The sequence below is a fragment of the Xenophilus azovorans DSM 13620 genome (assembly GCF_000745855.1).
In the GTDB taxonomy this organism is placed as follows: domain Bacteria; phylum Pseudomonadota; class Gammaproteobacteria; order Burkholderiales; family Burkholderiaceae_C; genus Xenophilus; species Xenophilus azovorans.
This window is the reverse complement of record NZ_JQKD01000005.1, coordinates 117,109-133,045: the sequence shown is the minus strand read 5'-3', so window position 1 is coordinate 133,045 and position 15,937 is coordinate 117,109. Positions and strand designations below refer to the sequence as shown.

Annotated in this window: 13 protein-coding genes; 2 read left to right on the top strand and 11 right to left on the bottom strand. The window is 60.5% G+C overall.

Annotation, left to right across the window (positions count from 1 at the left end; genetic code table 11):
- Positions 1-9 precede the first annotated feature (9 nt).
- Positions 10-315 carry a helix-turn-helix domain-containing protein gene (locus tag Q392_RS03455; protein ID WP_038201317.1) on the bottom strand — a complete coding sequence of 102 codons (306 nt, stop codon included), beginning with the start codon at positions 313-315 and terminating at the stop codon, positions 10-12.
- 339 nt (positions 316-654) lie between these two features.
- On the opposite strand from Q392_RS03455, the gene Q392_RS03450 reads away from it, so the two are divergent.
- On the top strand, positions 655-1,281 hold the full coding sequence (locus Q392_RS03450) for a LysR substrate-binding domain-containing protein (RefSeq protein ID WP_038201314.1): 627 nt from the start codon (positions 655-657) through the stop codon (positions 1,279-1,281).
- A gap of 306 nt (positions 1,282-1,587) precedes the next feature.
- Here the strand turns inward: Q392_RS03450 and Q392_RS03445 are convergent, their stop codons facing one another.
- From Q392_RS03445 to Q392_RS03425, 5 genes are read right to left on the bottom strand one after another with little or no spacing between them, the layout of a single operon-like run.
- Entirely contained in the window at positions 1,588-2,514 is a 927-nt protein-coding gene (locus Q392_RS03445) for a VOC family protein (protein ID WP_038201310.1), read from the bottom strand.
- Positions 2,515-2,531: 17 nt separating this feature from the next.
- A complete protein-coding gene (locus Q392_RS03440; RefSeq protein ID WP_038201307.1) occupies positions 2,532-3,587 on the bottom strand; it encodes a cupin domain-containing protein in 1,056 nt (351 codons plus the stop codon).
- A gap of 48 nt (positions 3,588-3,635) precedes the next feature.
- Positions 3,636-5,711 (bottom strand): acetate--CoA ligase family protein, encoded by a 2,076-nt coding sequence (locus tag Q392_RS03435; RefSeq protein ID WP_084216799.1) that lies wholly within the window; start codon positions 5,709-5,711, stop codon positions 3,636-3,638.
- 39 nt (positions 5,712-5,750) lie between these two features.
- Complete coding sequence (locus Q392_RS03430; protein ID WP_038201304.1) at positions 5,751-6,899, bottom strand: FAD-dependent monooxygenase; 1,149 nt, start codon at positions 6,897-6,899, stop codon at positions 5,751-5,753.
- Between the two features lie 29 nt (positions 6,900-6,928).
- Positions 6,929-8,590 (bottom strand): (2,3-dihydroxybenzoyl)adenylate synthase, encoded by a 1,662-nt coding sequence (locus Q392_RS03425; RefSeq protein ID WP_038201301.1) that lies wholly within the window; start codon positions 8,588-8,590, stop codon positions 6,929-6,931.
- A 175-nt stretch (positions 8,591-8,765) separates the two neighbouring features.
- Between Q392_RS03425 and Q392_RS03420 the strand changes: the two genes are divergently transcribed.
- Positions 8,766-9,719 (top strand): LysR family transcriptional regulator, encoded by a 954-nt coding sequence (locus Q392_RS03420; RefSeq protein ID WP_038201298.1) that lies wholly within the window; start codon positions 8,766-8,768, stop codon positions 9,717-9,719.
- Between the two features lie 467 nt (positions 9,720-10,186).
- Here Q392_RS03420 and Q392_RS03415 read toward each other — a convergent pair whose 3' ends face one another.
- The 5 genes from Q392_RS03415 to Q392_RS03395 form a co-directional block, all read right to left on the bottom strand.
- Entirely contained in the window at positions 10,187-10,939 is a 753-nt protein-coding gene (locus Q392_RS03415; protein ID WP_038201295.1) for an SDR family NAD(P)-dependent oxidoreductase, read from the bottom strand.
- A 432-nt stretch (positions 10,940-11,371) separates the two neighbouring features.
- Positions 11,372-12,253 carry a pirin family protein gene (locus Q392_RS03410; RefSeq protein WP_038201291.1) on the bottom strand — a complete coding sequence of 294 codons (882 nt, stop codon included), beginning with the start codon at positions 12,251-12,253 and terminating at the stop codon, positions 11,372-11,374.
- Between the two features lie 27 nt (positions 12,254-12,280).
- Positions 12,281-13,030 carry an SDR family NAD(P)-dependent oxidoreductase gene (locus Q392_RS03405; RefSeq protein ID WP_038201288.1) on the bottom strand — a complete coding sequence of 250 codons (750 nt, stop codon included), beginning with the start codon at positions 13,028-13,030 and terminating at the stop codon, positions 12,281-12,283.
- A gap of 47 nt (positions 13,031-13,077) precedes the next feature.
- Positions 13,078-13,410 carry a nuclear transport factor 2 family protein gene (locus Q392_RS03400; protein WP_169748277.1) on the bottom strand — a complete coding sequence of 111 codons (333 nt, stop codon included), beginning with the start codon at positions 13,408-13,410 and terminating at the stop codon, positions 13,078-13,080.
- 111 nt (positions 13,411-13,521) lie between these two features.
- A complete protein-coding gene (locus tag Q392_RS03395; protein ID WP_211260196.1) occupies positions 13,522-15,936 on the bottom strand; it encodes an efflux RND transporter permease subunit in 2,415 nt (804 codons plus the stop codon).
- Position 15,937: the final 1 nt, after the last annotated feature.

The window sequence follows — 15,937 nt, the reverse complement described above, 5'->3', positions numbered from 1 at the left end:
AGACCGACTCTAGCTCTCGGACTTGGCTGTCGCCGCTTTCGCTAGCTTGGACTCCGTCAGTGTCATCAGGTGGGCAGCACTGCACTTCAACGCACGGGAAATCTTGAGGATCAGGGCGAGCGTGGGCATGTGCTCGCCGCGCTCGATCTTGCCGATATGCGAGCGATCGATTCCGGACAGGTCGGACAGCATCTCCTGGCCAATTCCTTGCTTGGCTCGTTCCTCACGCACGGCCGCGCCGAACGCGACGGCGGGCGCTTCCTCGTAGGTGGTCGTGCCGACGGGCCGGCCTATTTGAATCTGACGCTTCTGCATTGGCAAAAGCGTCAACCAAAGAAGCGAACTAAACCACGGTAAACTTAACTCAAAATCTTCGCAGATCCCACTGCGTGTATTCACCATGTCGATTTCCACTAAAGGCTGGACTCGTGGAGCCGAGCCGGAGCATTGGCGGAGAGGATTCGAGTGGAGGATCGGACTTTTTTTTCTTTGAGGACAAGGCTTTGAGCGGCAGGTGACGACATGAGAATTGATGCGAGACACCCTGGCATGTTCTTCGGTTGGCTGTTCGCGCAGTCCAGCTTCAGCGAAAATTTGAAGCACCCTTCCAGGATCTAGCGGAGAACCACCTTCACACATCTAAGGGGCGCCGATGTGAGATCAAGTGACGCCAGCGCAGAAATCCGGGTGGCCGTGCTTGGCGACTGGGTGCCGCCGCAGCTCGCTAGTGTGTTGGCGCTGCAGCGAGCAGACGAACCCGGGTCCGCCGCAGAATTGATCGGTTGCACCACCACAGAGCAGGCAGAAGGGCCGCCGGACGCATGCTTCGATCTTGCCTTGTCCACGACCCCACAGCAGTGGTCCGGCTGGGAATGCGAGCCACTGTGGCATGACACGCTGGCGGTCGCTGTCGCCAAGCGCTCTCATCTTCTCGCCTATCGAGAAGTGCCTTGCCAAGAACTGCTCAAGCAGTCACTGATCTACACGCAATCGACCGGCGATGAACCGTGGCGCTCTACGGCGCGAGCTCTGCTCGGCTACGTACCGCATGAGCGCGAGCAGACGGCGCGCAGTTTCGACATCGCGATGACGCTGGTTGCCGCTGGCTATGGGGTCTTCATCGCACCCGCCGCCAGGTTGATCGGCCACTTGCACCGCGGCATCGCACTGCGGCCACTGGAGGACCGACCGACCATCGTGGTGACCTACCTGCTGCGCCCTTGCACGAGCTTAACGGCACCGCAGGCGCGTTTCATTCAACGAGCCCGCGTTACCCTCTGAACACCGAAGTCTTATGACGCCTCATTCCCGTTCGATGACCTTCACGCCGCTTCGATAGCGGGCCAAAGGTCTCCGTGATCTACGCTCTGGCCTCGCCGGCCGCCATCATGTTCGCAGCGAGTGCCCTAGGCGTGGAGCCAAGGTGTCGCAGTTCGATCATCATGAACACAAGCGCTCATGTGCACTGACAGTGACTTGCCGACGTCAGCGCTGCGACTTCCATCCTCGAGCAGGTTGATTTTCATGCAGGCCTTTCGACCATCGAGAAAATCACAGCAATGCTCTCTACCGTTGATGGCCGCGTAGTCAGTCAGCCGATTCAAAATTGACGACGAAATCTTCCGGGGGCACCTTGGCAGCCCACACAGCGGTCACGTCTTCGGGCGAGCCATCCATCACGGTCCAGCCGGAATCGTCCTCCGGAATGACGTCCATGTCCCAGAACATTTCGACCAGACTACCCCAGGGATCGCGAATGTAATGGAAGAAGTTCGACCCCGCCACATGGCGACCCAAACCGAAGCAGTCACGGTAGCCTGCATTGATCAGGTTGCGTGCGCCCAGTTCAATGTCGTCCACGCTGTCCACCTCGAAACTCAGGTGGTGGAAGCCCACATGAGAACTCTTGGCGAATGCCAGGGTGTGGTGATCCCCTCCGTTTGAGCAGCGAAGGAAGGAAATGATGTCCTGCGCACGGTCCGACTCCTTCATCCCCAGCACGCGGGTATAAAAGTCCACCGAACGACGCACATCGGGCGTGAACTTGATCAGGTGCCCCAGACGGCGGGGGCTCACGGAAGCGACCGGGGTACAGGCCCCAAAAGCGCGGTCGGTGAGACGACGGACACGCCCGGGCATGTTGACCTCACGGGCCGGGGCGCGTTTGGACGGCGCGTCCTCAGCGACACGCAGGTTGACCCACAAGCCGTCGGGGTCCTGGCACCAGATGCCCTCTTCCACGCCCTTGAACGGCATCCGGTTCAGCGGTACTCCTGCCGCTTCCAAGCGCGTCTTGGCGGTACGCATGCCTGCTTCGTCGGTGCCGAAGGCAATGTAGCTCAGACGCTTCTTGGCCCCTTCAACAAGGCGCAGTTGGTCTTGATCGCGGTCGGCGCAACGCAACACCAAGTCGTTGCCACTGGCCTGGTCGTTGAGACCGAAGATTTTGTAGAACTGTCGGCCCACTTCAAGGTCGGGCACCGTGAAGCCCACATGGTGCAGGGATCGAATCATGTCTCGTTCTCCTTGGGTTAACGGTCAAACACCTCATGGAAACCGAGCTTGCGCTGCATGGGGGCATCGTCCACCATGAACAGGAACGCCGGTGCAGTCTTCGACGCATTGCTCAAGACAATCGTCGCGTGCGTCGGTGCGGCCAGTGTGTCGGCCTCTTCGAAGGTCAATACCTCGCCATCGATCGCGGCCGAACCGCCCCCCTCAACCACATGGAACACGGCCGAGGACGAACGACGCGGCAAGCGCACCTCTTCCCCAGGGCGCAGCATGATGGCGGAGAAACCCAGGGTGGGCATGCACTCGCGACCGGTCTCCGGATTCACATAGGCCAGGTGCACGGCCTGCCCAAGGGGAGTAACACGCGCCAACTCAACCAACGTGGAGCGCACGTTGTTCCAAGCGAAGCGCAACATCGGGTAGTCACCGCGGGGACGGTTCAGGGTGGCGTAGGGAACTACACCGCCTTGCGCAAAGCGCACGGCCGATGAGTTCAATGGATCAGTGATGACTTGGGATTTGTGGCCATCCACGCAGTAAGAGGCCTCGACTCCATAGACCAATGGCAGATCCAGCGCATCGAGCCACACCACCGGTTCATTGCCGTCGTGACCATGCTCGTGCCACATGCCAGGAGGGGTCAGGATCAGGTCACCCCGGTGCATCGGCAGCTTCTCGCCGCGCACGACGGTATACCCGCCCTTGCCCTCCACCACAAAACGCACGGCCGAAGGTGTGTGCTTGTGGTTGGGCGCGGATTCACCCGGCAAGATAAGCTGCAAGCCGATGTAGATGGTGGGCGTGGCTTTGAGCTCGTCCAAACCCAGGCCGGGATTGCAAAGCACGAGCACACGCCGCTCGGCCTTTTCAATGGGGGTCAATTCACCTGCACGCATCAGATCCGGACGAACCTCCTGCCGATAGCGCCACAGTGCAGGTTTGGTCCGGCGCGACGGCATGTCGAAGGGCAAGGCGGCACGCAATGATGGCCACAGGGGCATCATGTTCCGGCTGCGCAATCCGTTGTAGTAGTCCGGAGGCAGATCTTCAACGCGACCGAGTTCTGTGCTCATGATGTCTCCTTTGAAAAGATGAGTCAGTGAATACCAACGACTGAAGGTTCAGCCATTCAATCGAACCAACGCGTCAAGAGCCAAAGCGCCCTCGCTGTTGACCCGCAGCGGGTTGATTTCTACCTCTGCGATTTCAGGGTGCTCGAACATCAACCGGGAGATACCGAGCATGGCGTTTGCAATCGCTTCTCTGTTGCACTTGGGCAGCGTGCGGAAGCCGTCGAGCAAATCGCGTCCACGCAGGCTGTTCAACATTTGTTCGACATCGAGTCTGCTGATCGGCACCAGGCGCACCGTGGTGTCGGCCAAGGCTTCGGCCATGACACCACCGAGCCCAACCACCACACAGGGGCCCCAGGAGGGATCACGCACACCGCCAACAATCAACTCAACCCCCGCAGTGGCCATTTGCTCGAGCAGATAGGCTTTCGGGCCCAGGGTGGGAATGCGGTCTATCGCATCGAGTGCCACGCCCAGACGGGTTTCGTTGTCGATGCCCAAATGCACGCCACCGACTTCGGTTTTGTGGGGAATCTCTTTCGACACGACTTTCACCACAAGGGGCGTCTTGAGGGAGCGGAACGCGCCCACGGCTTCCTCACGGGTGGTGCACAAAGTACGACTCGGACTGTCAATGCCATACCCCGCCAGCAAGCGCTTGGCGCTGTCTTCGTCCAGATGCCCCGTGATGGGGGTGGCCGTTCCAACCGCCCCAACGGGTTCGACGCGGGCTTTGCGCCAGCGGGCACGTGCGTCGGTGGCCAAAGCCAGCGCCGCCTGCACCAAACGCTCCGGACTTTCCACCATGGGAATGCCGGCGGACGCCAAGGCATCACGCGTGGGCGTGGTGTCGCCGATCGGTCCCAACGAACCGAACACCACCGGCTTGCCCAGCGTCGCCGACACGTCTGGCAGCACCTGCACGGGGTCCAGCACCGCGGGCTCGTGCAGCTCGAAAACCAGCAAAGCGTCGATGGCAGGATCGCGCCCCACCGTGCGCAGCAACTCGGCGAAACCAGGACCCGGGCGACCAGTGTCAATCGGGTTCTTCAGATAGGTCATGGGCGGCAGCAGAGTGGCCACGCCGGCCACAGTATCTGGCGACAAAGGAGGCACCGCGAGAGACTCGGTCTTGAGGCCATCGGCGACCAGCAAACCCGGCCCGGCCTGCCCCGTCACCAACGCAAAGCCCGGTTCCGGCATAGGCGGCAGACGGAAACAACTCAACACCGCGACCGCTTGCACCAGTTCCTCCGTCGAATCAACGACCACCACACCGGCCTGAGCGAGTCCGGCCACGGTGCGTTGGTGCGAGCCGAGCAACTTGCCGGTGTGCGACACGGCGAATTCACCCACATCGGAGCGCCCAGCGGGCAATGCCACCACCGGCTTCTTCTCAGTGACACGGGACAGCACGTCGAACAACTCCCGACCGTTCGGGATGCCTTCCAGGTGCAGTGCAATGGCCGACGTGCCGGGCTCGTCCCCCAGCCACTCAAGCACTTCCGCTGTATCCACGTCCACCGCGTTGCCCAAGCCCATCGCGAAGGAGACGCCTTGTCCCAAGCGATCGAGCAGGAAGCACAGCGACAGATTGACCCCGCCGGACTGGGCCACCACCGCCACGCGGCCCGGCTTCAGGCGATCGGCGCCGGGCACGAAACTGGCCACGCATTGCGCTGCTGGATGAATAAACCCAGATGTGTTGGGCCCCAACACACGCAGGCCCGTTTCCTGGCAAATCGCGTGCAGTTCCGCTTGTAGCCTGGCCCCCGCTTCGCCACTTTCCCCGAACCCACCGGAAACAATGAGCACCCCCCCCACACCGCGAGCCGCAGCCTCTCGCGCAGCTTCGACGCAGCGCTCGGCCGGAATGGCCAACACCGCAAGGTCTACCGGCTCCGGCAAGGCTGCAAAGCTGGGATAGCAATTGACGCCCTGGATCTCCTTTTCGCGGGGGTGAACGGCCACCCGTCGCCCAGGAAACCGGCTCAGCACCTGCAGTGCTTGCGAACCGGCCTTGGTCGGATCTGCCGAAGCACCGACGACCGCGATGGACGTCGGTGAGAGAAGCCGCGCCAAATTGCGACGGCGGATGTCTGTGATCATGCGGTCGGTGGCCATACGGATTCCAAACAACTTAATGCGAAGCGGTACCGAGCGTCATTTCGCGGCGAGTTCAGGATGCAGCTTTTCGAACGCTGCGGCCAGGTTCGGGTCGCGGCGGCGCATTTCGGCGTGGTCCACGCGGCCAGTGCGGGTCATGTAGCTGTAGGCGAACTCGACCGGCGACATCCTCTTCATCTTGTCGGTCATGTCTTCGTACCAGCGCAGGCTGATGTTGGCCGCGTCCCAGATTTTTTTCATTGGGGGTTGACGCAGCTCTTGGTAACGAGACAGGGCAGCCTTCACATCGCCGGTGTCTTTGAAGACCTTGGCCAGCACCACCGCGTCCTCCATGGCCAGACGGGTGCCGGAGCCGATCGAGAAGTGTGCCGTGCGCAGCGCATCGCCCATCAGCACCACATTGTCAAAACTCCAGTGCTGGTTCCAGATCGCGGGGAAGTTGCGCCAGTAGGAGTTGTTGGACACGATGGGATGGCCGTCCAGGTCCTTGGCAAACACTTTTTCGCAATAGCGAATCGTGTCTTCCGGGCTCATCTGGTCGAGGCCCGCGTTTTTCCAAGTGACGTCTTCGACCTCGACCAGGAAAGTGCTCATGTCGGGGGCGAAACGGTAGTGGTGGGCACAGAACACGCCCTTGTCGGTTTCACGGAACGTCAGCGACAGGCTGTCAAAAGCCTTGGTGGTGCCATACCAAATGAACTTGTTGGGACGCCAGTCGTAAATGGTCCCGAACTTGTCTTCATTCTCGGCGCGGACCCACGAGAAAGCACCGTTACAGCCCACCACCAAATCAGCGCCGGCCAGCTTCTCATCTTTCAGCGACAGGATTTCCGAGTCAAACTGAACTTGAACGCCCAGCTTTTCCGCATAGGCGTACATCAGCTGCAACATATGCAGACGGCCAATGGCAGCAAACCCGTTGCCCGTGATCGGAATAGTGGTGTCGTTGTAAACAATGGTCAGGTTCGGCCAAGTTTCCATGTGAGGCGCCAGGTACTGGTACATCTCTTCGTCATCGGCACGCAGAAATTCCAGGGCACGGTCAGAGAACACCACACCGAAGCCCCAAGTGGCGCCACGAGGGCCGCGCTCGTGGATCACGATGTCGTGATTGGGGTTCTGGCGCTTCATCAGGCTCGCGAAATACAGGCCGGCGGGGCCTGCACCAATGATTCGAATTTTCATGACTATCTCCTTGAATATGAGAAGGAATTTCAGGACTTAGGAATAGCCCAACCTTGCTCGGTGAGCTTGGCCAGAATGGTCTCGCGCAACTGGCGCTTGAGAATCTTTCCCACCAGGCTGGTCGGAAACTGCTCAACCACTTCCAGTCGCTCAGGCAACTTGAAGCTGGCGATGTTCTGCTTTTTCAAGAACCCGATCAGTTCTTCAAAAGTCAGCGTTTGTCCGGGTTTGGTCACCACAAAGGCACACGCCTTTTCGCCAAACACGGGGTCTGGCATGGCCACCAGCGCAACTTGATGTACCGCAGGGTGTTTGAAGATCAGGTCTTCAACTTCTTCACAGCTGATCTTTTCACCCCCACGGTTGATGAGATCCTTCTTTCGCCCTTCGGCGAACACGTAGCGGCCTCGCTTGCGCACCACGTCGCCCATGCGGTAAAAACCGTCCTCGGTGAAGGCTTCCTTGTTCTTTTCGGGAGCGTTGTAATAGCCCTGAATGGTGTAAGGACCCCGGCAGAGCAGTTCACCGGCCTCGCCATCCGGCACCTCGTTGCCGTCGTCATCCACGACCTTGATCTCATCTTCGTCACAGACCGGCGCGCCAGAGCTTTCGAGCAACAGGTCCTCCGGGTCGTCCAGACGGGTCATGTTGATCAACCCCTCGGCAGTGCCGTACACCTCCTGCGGGATGCAGTGCAATTGCTCCATGATGCGGCGACGCAGTTCCGGAGCCAGACGCGCCCCACCGTTCTGGATGACTTTCAGCGACGACAGATCGTGTTGAACCGCTGCAGTGGACTGCAGCCAGTTCGCAATCATGGGAACTGCGGCGGCGATCACGTTCACACGGTGCTTGGCGATCTGCGGAAACACCGCTTCGGCATCGGTGCCCGCCCCCACCAGCACCGTTCCGCCGAAGTAGAAAACAGCCAGCATGCCGGGGGAAGCCAGGTTGTAGTTGTGGCCCAACGGCAGCACCGCCATGAACACGGTGTTTTCGTCGAACCCGCCCGCCTTGCCGCACAAGCGGGCATTCAGCACGAAATCGTTGTGCGTGCGCGGAATCAACTTGGACATGGAAGTGGTGCCCCCAGACAGCAGCATCGTCGCCACTTCGCTGGGGTCTACACTGACCTTGGCCAACTCAGCAGCCACCACAGCCTCGTCGAGCGGCTCCGTGAACATGTCAGTCAACGAGACTTGTCCGGCAGCAGGCTGACCCAAGACAAAGGTTCTTCTCAGCGAAGGGCACTGCCGCGCCACGGCCTCGGCCATCCTTCGGTAATCAAAACGGCTGTACTCGGCGGGGATCATGTATCCCGCTGCTGCCGCCGAACGCACGAAATGGAGAATCTCGGTTTCGCGGTGCGCCCGCAAGGCCATGACGGGAATGGCACCGATTCGGGTGATGGCCAGGTAGGCAAAGATGAATTCCGCCGAATTGGGCAGCTGCATGACGATGCGGTCTCGCGGACCCATGCCTTCGCGCAGCAGGCGACAAGCCAGTCGATCCACCCTCTGGCGCAACTGCCCATAGGTGTACTGGCTCTGCCCGTCAATGACGGCAATCTTGTCCGGATGACGGGCCGCCACGGCATACACCATGTCGGTGATGGTTCGTTCCTCCCACAGGCCGGCCTTGATGTATTTTTCGGCCGCGTCTTTGGGCCAGGGAATGAATCCGTCGAGCATTTTGTCTCCAAGAAATCGCTGGGTGCGTCGCACCACGCACTGGAAGCGAATGTAGGATTCCCGCTGTTTTTTTTCGAGAAATTCTGCCGATAGGCTTTATTTGGATTTCAAATAGTGGTCTGTGTGCGCGTGCTGATGCGATGGGCGGGAAGCACCGAACCAAGGACCCCAAACAATGCTGAGTTCATCCCTAGAAACGCATGTGCGAGACATCGACCTCAACCTGCTGGTCGCCTTCACGCAGGTTTACCGTGACCGGAAGGTGTCGCTCGCGGCAGAGAACCTGGGGCTGTCACAGCCCACTGTGAGCGCAGCCTTGGGGCGTCTGCGGCGCATCCTCAACGATGAGCTGTTCGTGCGCACCGCCAGTGGCATGCAGCCCACGCCCTTGGCCGATCAGATTGCACAGCCCGTCAGCCGGGCGTTGCAAAGCATTCGCGACACTTTGACAGGACAAATGATGTTTGATGCCGCATCCGTCATCCGGCAGTTCCGGCTGGCCATGACGGACATCGGCGAATTTCACTTCCTGCCGCAACTGATGGCCACCCTGGAATCGTCCGCCCCCGGCATTTCCATCAGCACCGTGCGCGGCACTGCCGTCAACCTGAAGTTCGAGATGGAGGCCGGCAACATCGATTTCGCACTGGGGTATTTGCCCGATTTGGTCACCGACTTTCATCGGCGCACCTTGTTTTCGCAACGCTATGTCTGCCTGTTTCGCCAAGGGCACCCCATGGACCAGGCCGGTGCCGGCCTCGACGTTTTCGCCCAAAGCGAGCACGCCGCCGTGATTTCTGCCGGCACAGGCCACGGTCGGGTCGAGGAGATCATGGAGCGCTCAGGCGTGCGGCGCCAAGTGCGATTGCGCGTTCCGCACTACGTGGCCTTGGCCGATGTGCTGGAAGGCTCCAACCTAATCGCGACGGTTCCCGAGGTGTTTGCCATCCGCAGCGTCAAGCACTTCAACTTGCGTTACTGCCCACACCCCATCGACCTTCCCCAAATCGACATTGGCCTGTATTGGCACACTCGATTCCACCGAGACCCGGCCAACCGCTGGTTGCGCAGCCTTCTCGCTGACCAGTTCCGCCATGTCTTGTTGCACAAAGCTGGCATCCTGGACTAGCGGATAGTGCAGACAAGTCTGTCGAGCGACTCGATGCGGTTTGAGCTGGAGTGCCTGCAGCTGCCGCGCCACCGTGCTCTTGCTGAGACGGGTTTCTGCGGCGAGCGCGCGGGGCTCGGTGAGTGCCGCCGTCGGCAGGCTTCGTTGAGCGCCATCCCGGCTCTTGGCAGTGGCATTGAGTAAGGCGGCACCTCCAAGGATGCCGTAAATCCGCGCAGATGTCGCGCCTACGAATGAATGGGACGGAGCACCAGCAGTTGCGCGTCACGCGCATGATCCACCTGGAGCCGAAACCATTGGGTGCCCCGCTGTGCAGCCTCGACGGCCACCGTGCTCGCCGTTGCGCAAGATGCCATCGAGCGACGCACCCAGATCATCCGAGAATGCACGGGCCACACGCCGCCAGCTCAGAGCATGGTTGAGCCAACACATCCGCAACTGGCGGCAGCCAGAAGCTGCGTCACCAGTCAGACGCTGGTGTAGCCGCCGTCAACCACCAACTCCGCGCCTGTCATGTACGACGATTCGTCAGACGCCAAGAACAGGGCCGCATAGGCAAGCTCAAGCGGTGCAGCTGCGCGCCTGATCAGCGCGGAACCGAGCAATGTGTCAAGGGATTCAGGCGTGGCGATAAGGTCACGGGTCATGTCCGTTGCGACAAGCCCGGGATGAAGCGAGTTCACGCGGATGCCGTATGGCGCCAATTCTGCCGCGAGCGCCTTGCTCATCATTCGCACCGCCCCCTTCGAAGCGCAATAGATCGAGAAGCCTGGGCGACCGACAATGGCGAAGTTCGATGAGACATTCACAATCGCGCCGCCGCCGGCTCGCTTCATTTGTGGTACTACCGCTCGACAGCCAAGGAACGTTCCACGAGCATTGACCGAGTTGACAATGTCCCACTGCGATTCGGTGGCCGCTTCGATCTCGCCGTAAACATAAGTTCCGGCGTTGTTGACCAGAACAGTGATCGGTCCGAAAGTCGCTTCCGCGAGGGCTGTGACGCCTTCCCAGTCCTGAGCGCTCGACACATCGAGCGGCGAGAAGATGGCATTGCCGCCAGACTCCACAATCTGCGCCGCCACGGCAGCGCCAGCGCGCTCATCACGGTCCGTGACAACGACCTTAGAACCCTCCTTCGCGAACAGTTCCGCGTGAGCGCGCCCCATGCCATGCGCGGCACCCGTGATGAGCGCCACCTTGTTGTTTAGTCGTGCCATAGAACCTCCCTGTGCTTTCGTTGCCAACTGAGTTCGAAGATTGGCCGCCGTTGGCGAGCCTGCATGGATCGAAGCAGCTTAGCTTTTGGTAGAACCAGGGACAAATTCTGTTTTGCACCGGTTTGTTGCTCAGCAGGTATGAATGCGTGCGCATCGTTCTTGCGCCCCGTGACCAGGCCTCCCACCATCTCTGTGTCAATCTCCGACATAGGCGTCCACCTTGTTCTACATGGGCATGTAAGCTTCACCAAGCAGTAGAGCTGCATCACAGCGCCATCGCCGAAATTAGGTCGATCCGACATCGCTTCGGAAGATCCATGGGACACACTTTCGGAGTCGATTCGCAAATGGTTCCGATCGCATCCACATGATCGCCATTCACGAGACGACTGGTTGTGCCCTCCATCTCCGGAGGGCAATCTCGCCCGCGGCTCAGGGCGAGGTGAATCTGCCGCTCTGGAAATCTGCGACCGCCTGAAGCAATTCGCCCTGCGTGTTCATCACGATGGGGCCGTACTGCATGATGGGCTCACCCAACGGGCGGCCGGCGATCAGCAGCGCGCGCGCCTCGGTTGGCGCCTCGAGCACGACGCCATCGGCCCTCAGGTCGTTGGCCAGGATGGCCATGTGGCCTTGCTGAATGGAACGGCCAGCCACATTCAGCGACCCGCGATAGAGGTAGAGGAATGCGTTGTGTTCGGAGGGCAGCGGCACGGCAACTCGTGCGCCAGCCTGCAGATGCACATCCAAATATGTTGGACTTGTCGCCTCGCGGTGCACGAGGCCGCCAACCTCGCCGAAGCTGCCGGCAATCACGACGACGGTCACGCCAGGACGTGCGATCCGCGGCAGATCCTGATGTGCAATGTCCCTGTATGCTGGTTCGCACAGCTTGTCGCGCGCCGGAAGGTTGATCCAGAGCTGAAAGCCCTCGAGCAACCCATTTTCCTGTTCGGGCATCTCCGAGTGGATGACGCCTCGCCCCGCGGTGAGCCACTGTATGTCACCTCCGAGCAATAGGCCCTCATTTCCTAGGCTGTCGCGGTGACGCATTCGTCCCGCCAGCATGTACGTCACAGTCTCGAAACCACGATGCGGATGCTCTGGAAATCCCGCGATGTAGTCGCTCGGATTCTCGCTTCTGAAGGCATCGAGCATGAGAAATGGGTCCAGCCGCTGGTGCAGCGCCTCACTCAGGACCCGCGTGAGCTTTACACCCGCGCCATCCGTCGTGGACACTCCCTCGACAAGCTGATCGACATTGCGCGAGCGGATGACAGTGGTGGTCCCGGTATCACGTCCCTGATGTGGCATGCTGGTACTCCCTGCGCTGAATGGGACTCAGACGGTACTGAAACCGCCGTCCACCATGTACGCCGCACCAGTGACGTACGACGCTTCGTCGCTAGCCAGGAACGCGACGACGTTGGTGATCTCCTCGGGTCGCGCGAGACGGCGGATGAGAGTCGGGCCCAGCAGCATCTCCACGGCTTGGGGATCGCCAACGAAGTCTTTGATCATGGGCGTGGCCACAAGACCAGGGTGCACGGAGTTCACCCTGATGTTGAATGACACAAGTTCCGCGGCCGCGGACTTCGTGATCATGTTGACCGCACCCTTGCTCGCCTGGTAGGCCGCCACTCCCGGTGCCGCCACACTGCCGAGGACCGAAGACACATTGACGATGGCGCCGCCGTGCCCCTTCATCAGCGCACCGACCTCCCGGCAGCCCAGATAGGTGCCCGTGCTGTTGACGGCCATCACCTTCTCCCACTCGGCCGTGCTGGTGTCCAAGAGCGTCTTGTAGATGATGATGCCGGCATTGTTGACGAGGACATCGATGTAACCGAAGTCCTTCTGCGCCCGTGAGCAAGCTTGCTTCCACTGCTCTTCTTGGGTCACGTCCAGCAGTTGAAAAACGGCCCGGCCCCCCGCTGCCGTGATCTCACCGCAAACCGCTGCTCCATCCGCGGCGTTGACGTCGGCCACAACGACCGTGGCCCCTTCGCGGGCCAGCCGCAGTGCGTGAGAGCGGCCCATGCCGTTGCCCGCTCCGGTGACCAGCGCCACCTTGTCCTTGAACCTGCTCATGTCCGTTCGCTCCGTGCGTGGTTGGCGGTCTGCGGATGGCGTTCCGATCAGGCGAACACCGGGCCGATGTCCATGTAGATGCGATAGTCGCTGATCAAATCACCATCGAACTCGAAGATGTTGGTGCAGGGCAAGGTCAGCTTGCGTCCGTCCTTGCGTGTGTATTCCACTTCGAGCTTGACGATGGCGGTGCTCGCCTGCTCCCAGTAGCCGCGCAGGTGGTGGCGTAGGCCGTCGATCGAAGAGAAGAACCCCGCCACGGTCGCCTCCACGGCATCTCGACCTCGAACCTCGGAGGCGTTGCCGAACTGGAAGTGCACGTTCGGTGCGAGAGACTCAGCAAAACGTCCGGCCGACATCGTGTCAATGGCGTCGAACAAGCGTTGGACTCGATCCTGGTACATAGCTTCTCCTGCTTTCGGGGGGGGGTGGGTTGAAGTTTGATTCGCTGAATTTGTCTCTACCTTGCCGAAGCGCTCGAACGAAGCCGGCTAGGCTGAAGGCACGACCGTCTGGGGAGTCCGCTTGGTGCGGGCCGCTGGCTCCAGTAGGAAATGGGCCAAAGCCGGGAGCAGGATCAGCGCGCCGAGCATGTTCCAGAGGAACATGAACGCCAGCAATAGGCCCATGTCGGCCTGGAACTTGATCGGCGACGCTGCCCAAATGCAGACTGCGCCCGACAAGGTGAGGCCTGTCAGCACGACGACCTTGCCGGTGAACAGCAGCGCCGAGTAGTACGCCTGCGAAAGGGTCTTCCCGCGGCGCAACTCCGCCAGCGTCACGGTCAGCACGTAGAGGGCGTAGTCAACGCCGATGCCCACACCCAAGGCGATCACAGGCAACGTCGCCACCTTTACGCCAATGCCCAGAAGCACCATCAATGCTTCCGCCAGCAGTGTCGTAACAACGAGCGGGATGATTGCGCAGGCAACGGCACGCACAGACCGAAACACGACGAAGGCCAGGATCGTCACCGCAGCGTAGACCAGCCACAGGATCTTGCGGTCGGCTTCTTTGACAACGATGTTCGTCGCGGCCTCGATGCCTGCACTTCCGGCCGCCGAGAGGAACTTGATCTTGTCGCTGTTGTGCCGCGTCGCGAAATCGCTGACCACCTTCACAACACCCTCCAGCGACTCCGCCTTGTGGTCTGTGAGGTAGGCATACAGCGTGACGAGGTCGCAGTTCTGGTTGATCAGCTCTCGTGGCGCACCGCGGTTGGCTACCGAGTTCAGTTGGCCCTGGTTGCGAGGAATGTCGAACCAATGAAACGACCCCTCGTTCATGCCGACCGAGGCCTGCTTGGCGAAACCGGAGAACGAACGCGTCGACTCGACCTGTGGCAATTGTTGGAGTTCCCACTCGAGCGCGTCGATCGCTGCGAGCGATTCGTAGGTATTGCACTGGAAGGGCTGGGTCCTGACCATCACGACGTAGGCGTCGCTGCTGGCCGCGTAGTGGGCCGTGATGTAGCTGTTGTCCTGGTTGTATCTGGAACTCGGCCGCAGTTCCGGCGCGCCAGGCTCCAGATCACCGATCTTCAACCCACGGCCCACTCCGTATCCCAGCACCGCGAGGATCACAGCCACGGCCAACGCCCAGGTAGCCCACCGACGCTGCGTGAAGAGGTCAAGGAAAGCCCACATCGGGTGCTTGCGATGTGACGCTTCGGCAACGTCCGCTTGATTCGCTTCCATGGATCGCGCTGCGGCCTCCGGGCTGACACCGACATAGGAAAGCAGAATCGGCAACAGCACCAGGTTCGTGAAGATCAAGATCCCGACACCCAGGCTGGCGGCCACCGCCAAATCCTGGATAACCTGAATCTGAATCACCATGAGGACGCCGAAGCCAACGGCATCTGCCAGCAATGCTGTAGTGCCAGCCAGGAAAAGGCGCCGGAACGTGTATCTGGCCGCGACGACTTTGTCCATGCCTCGACCAACGTCCTGCATGATCCCGTTCATCTTCTGAGCGCCATGGCTCATGCCAATGGCGAAAACGAGGAATGGCACCAGGACTGAATATGGGTCGAGCTCATAGCCGAGGGCTGGCAGCAGGCCCAGGAGCCAGACCACAGCCAACAACGAGCAGGCGACGACCAGCGTGGTGCTGCGCCAGCATCGTGTGTGCGCGTACAACACGATCGTACAGATCACGATCGCGAGGCCAAAGAACATCAGGACTTCGCGCAACCCATCGATCAGTTCGCCCACGACCTTGGCGAAGCCAATGATATGGACCTTGACCCCCCCCTTCTCGTACTTGGCTCGAACCGCCTCCAGCTGCTGCGAAAACGCGTGGTAGTCCAGTTGGCGTCCCTCTGGATCCCGATCGAACAGCGGCACGTAGATGGTGGTGGACTTATAGTCAAAGGCGACCAGTTGGCCGAGTTGCCCCGAACGCATGACGTTGGTGCGGAGTTCCTCAAGGCTCGCCGGCGAACCATCGAAGTTGTCTGGAATGACTGGCCCACCTTCGAGCCCGTCTTCCGTGACTGCCACCCACCTCACAGCCGGCGTCCACAGGGACTTCATGTGCGAGCGCTCCACGCCCGGCAACAGGAAGACCTCATCGTTGATCTTGCGCAGCACCTCCATGTACTCAGCCGTGAAGATATTTCCCTGCTCCGTGGAGACAACGATCCGCAGCGCATTGCCCAAGCCCGCGAGTTCGCTCTTGTTCGCCATGTAGTTCACGACGAATTCGTGCTGCAGCGGGATCATTTTCTCGAAGCCCGCATTGACCTTCAGCCGTGTTGACTGCCAGCCGAGCAGCACGGTGGCAATCAAGCACAGAAGCAGCACGATCAGCCGATGGTTGAAGAGCGCGCGCTCGAGCAGTGACCCTGACCGCCGGTCAAACGCCATGGTGTTCTCGAGAAAAACTTCGTCGCTTGTCTTCATG

Bases quoted from the DNA above. Each gene is read 5' to 3' on its own strand.
- Q392_RS03455 (WP_038201317.1), bottom strand. From the start codon at position 315: ATGCAGAAGCGTCAGATTCAAATAGGCCGGCCCGTCGGCACGACCACC.
- Q392_RS03445 (WP_038201310.1), bottom strand. From the start codon at position 2,514: ATGATTCGATCCCTGCACCATGTGGGCTTCACGGTGCCCGACCTTGAA.
- Q392_RS03440 (WP_038201307.1), bottom strand. From the start codon at position 3,587: ATGAGCACAGAACTCGGTCGCGTTGAAGATCTGCCTCCGGACTACTAC.
- Q392_RS03435 (WP_084216799.1), bottom strand. From the start codon at position 5,711: ATGGCCACCGACCGCATGATCACAGACATCCGCCGTCGCAATTTGGCG.
- Q392_RS03430 (WP_038201304.1), bottom strand. From the start codon at position 6,899: ATGAAAATTCGAATCATTGGTGCAGGCCCCGCCGGCCTGTATTTCGCG.
- Q392_RS03425 (WP_038201301.1), bottom strand. From the start codon at position 8,590: ATGCTCGACGGATTCATTCCCTGGCCCAAAGACGCGGCCGAAAAATAC.
- Q392_RS03420 (WP_038201298.1), top strand. From the start codon at position 8,766: ATGCTGAGTTCATCCCTAGAAACGCATGTGCGAGACATCGACCTCAAC.
- Q392_RS03415 (WP_038201295.1), bottom strand. From the start codon at position 10,939: ATGGCACGACTAAACAACAAGGTGGCGCTCATCACGGGTGCCGCGCAT.
- Q392_RS03410 (WP_038201291.1), bottom strand. From the start codon at position 12,253: ATGCCACATCAGGGACGTGATACCGGGACCACCACTGTCATCCGCTCG.
- Q392_RS03405 (WP_038201288.1), bottom strand. From the start codon at position 13,030: ATGAGCAGGTTCAAGGACAAGGTGGCGCTGGTCACCGGAGCGGGCAAC.
- Q392_RS03395 (WP_211260196.1), bottom strand. From the start codon at position 15,936: ATGAAGACAAGCGACGAAGTTTTTCTCGAGAACACCATGGCGTTTGAC.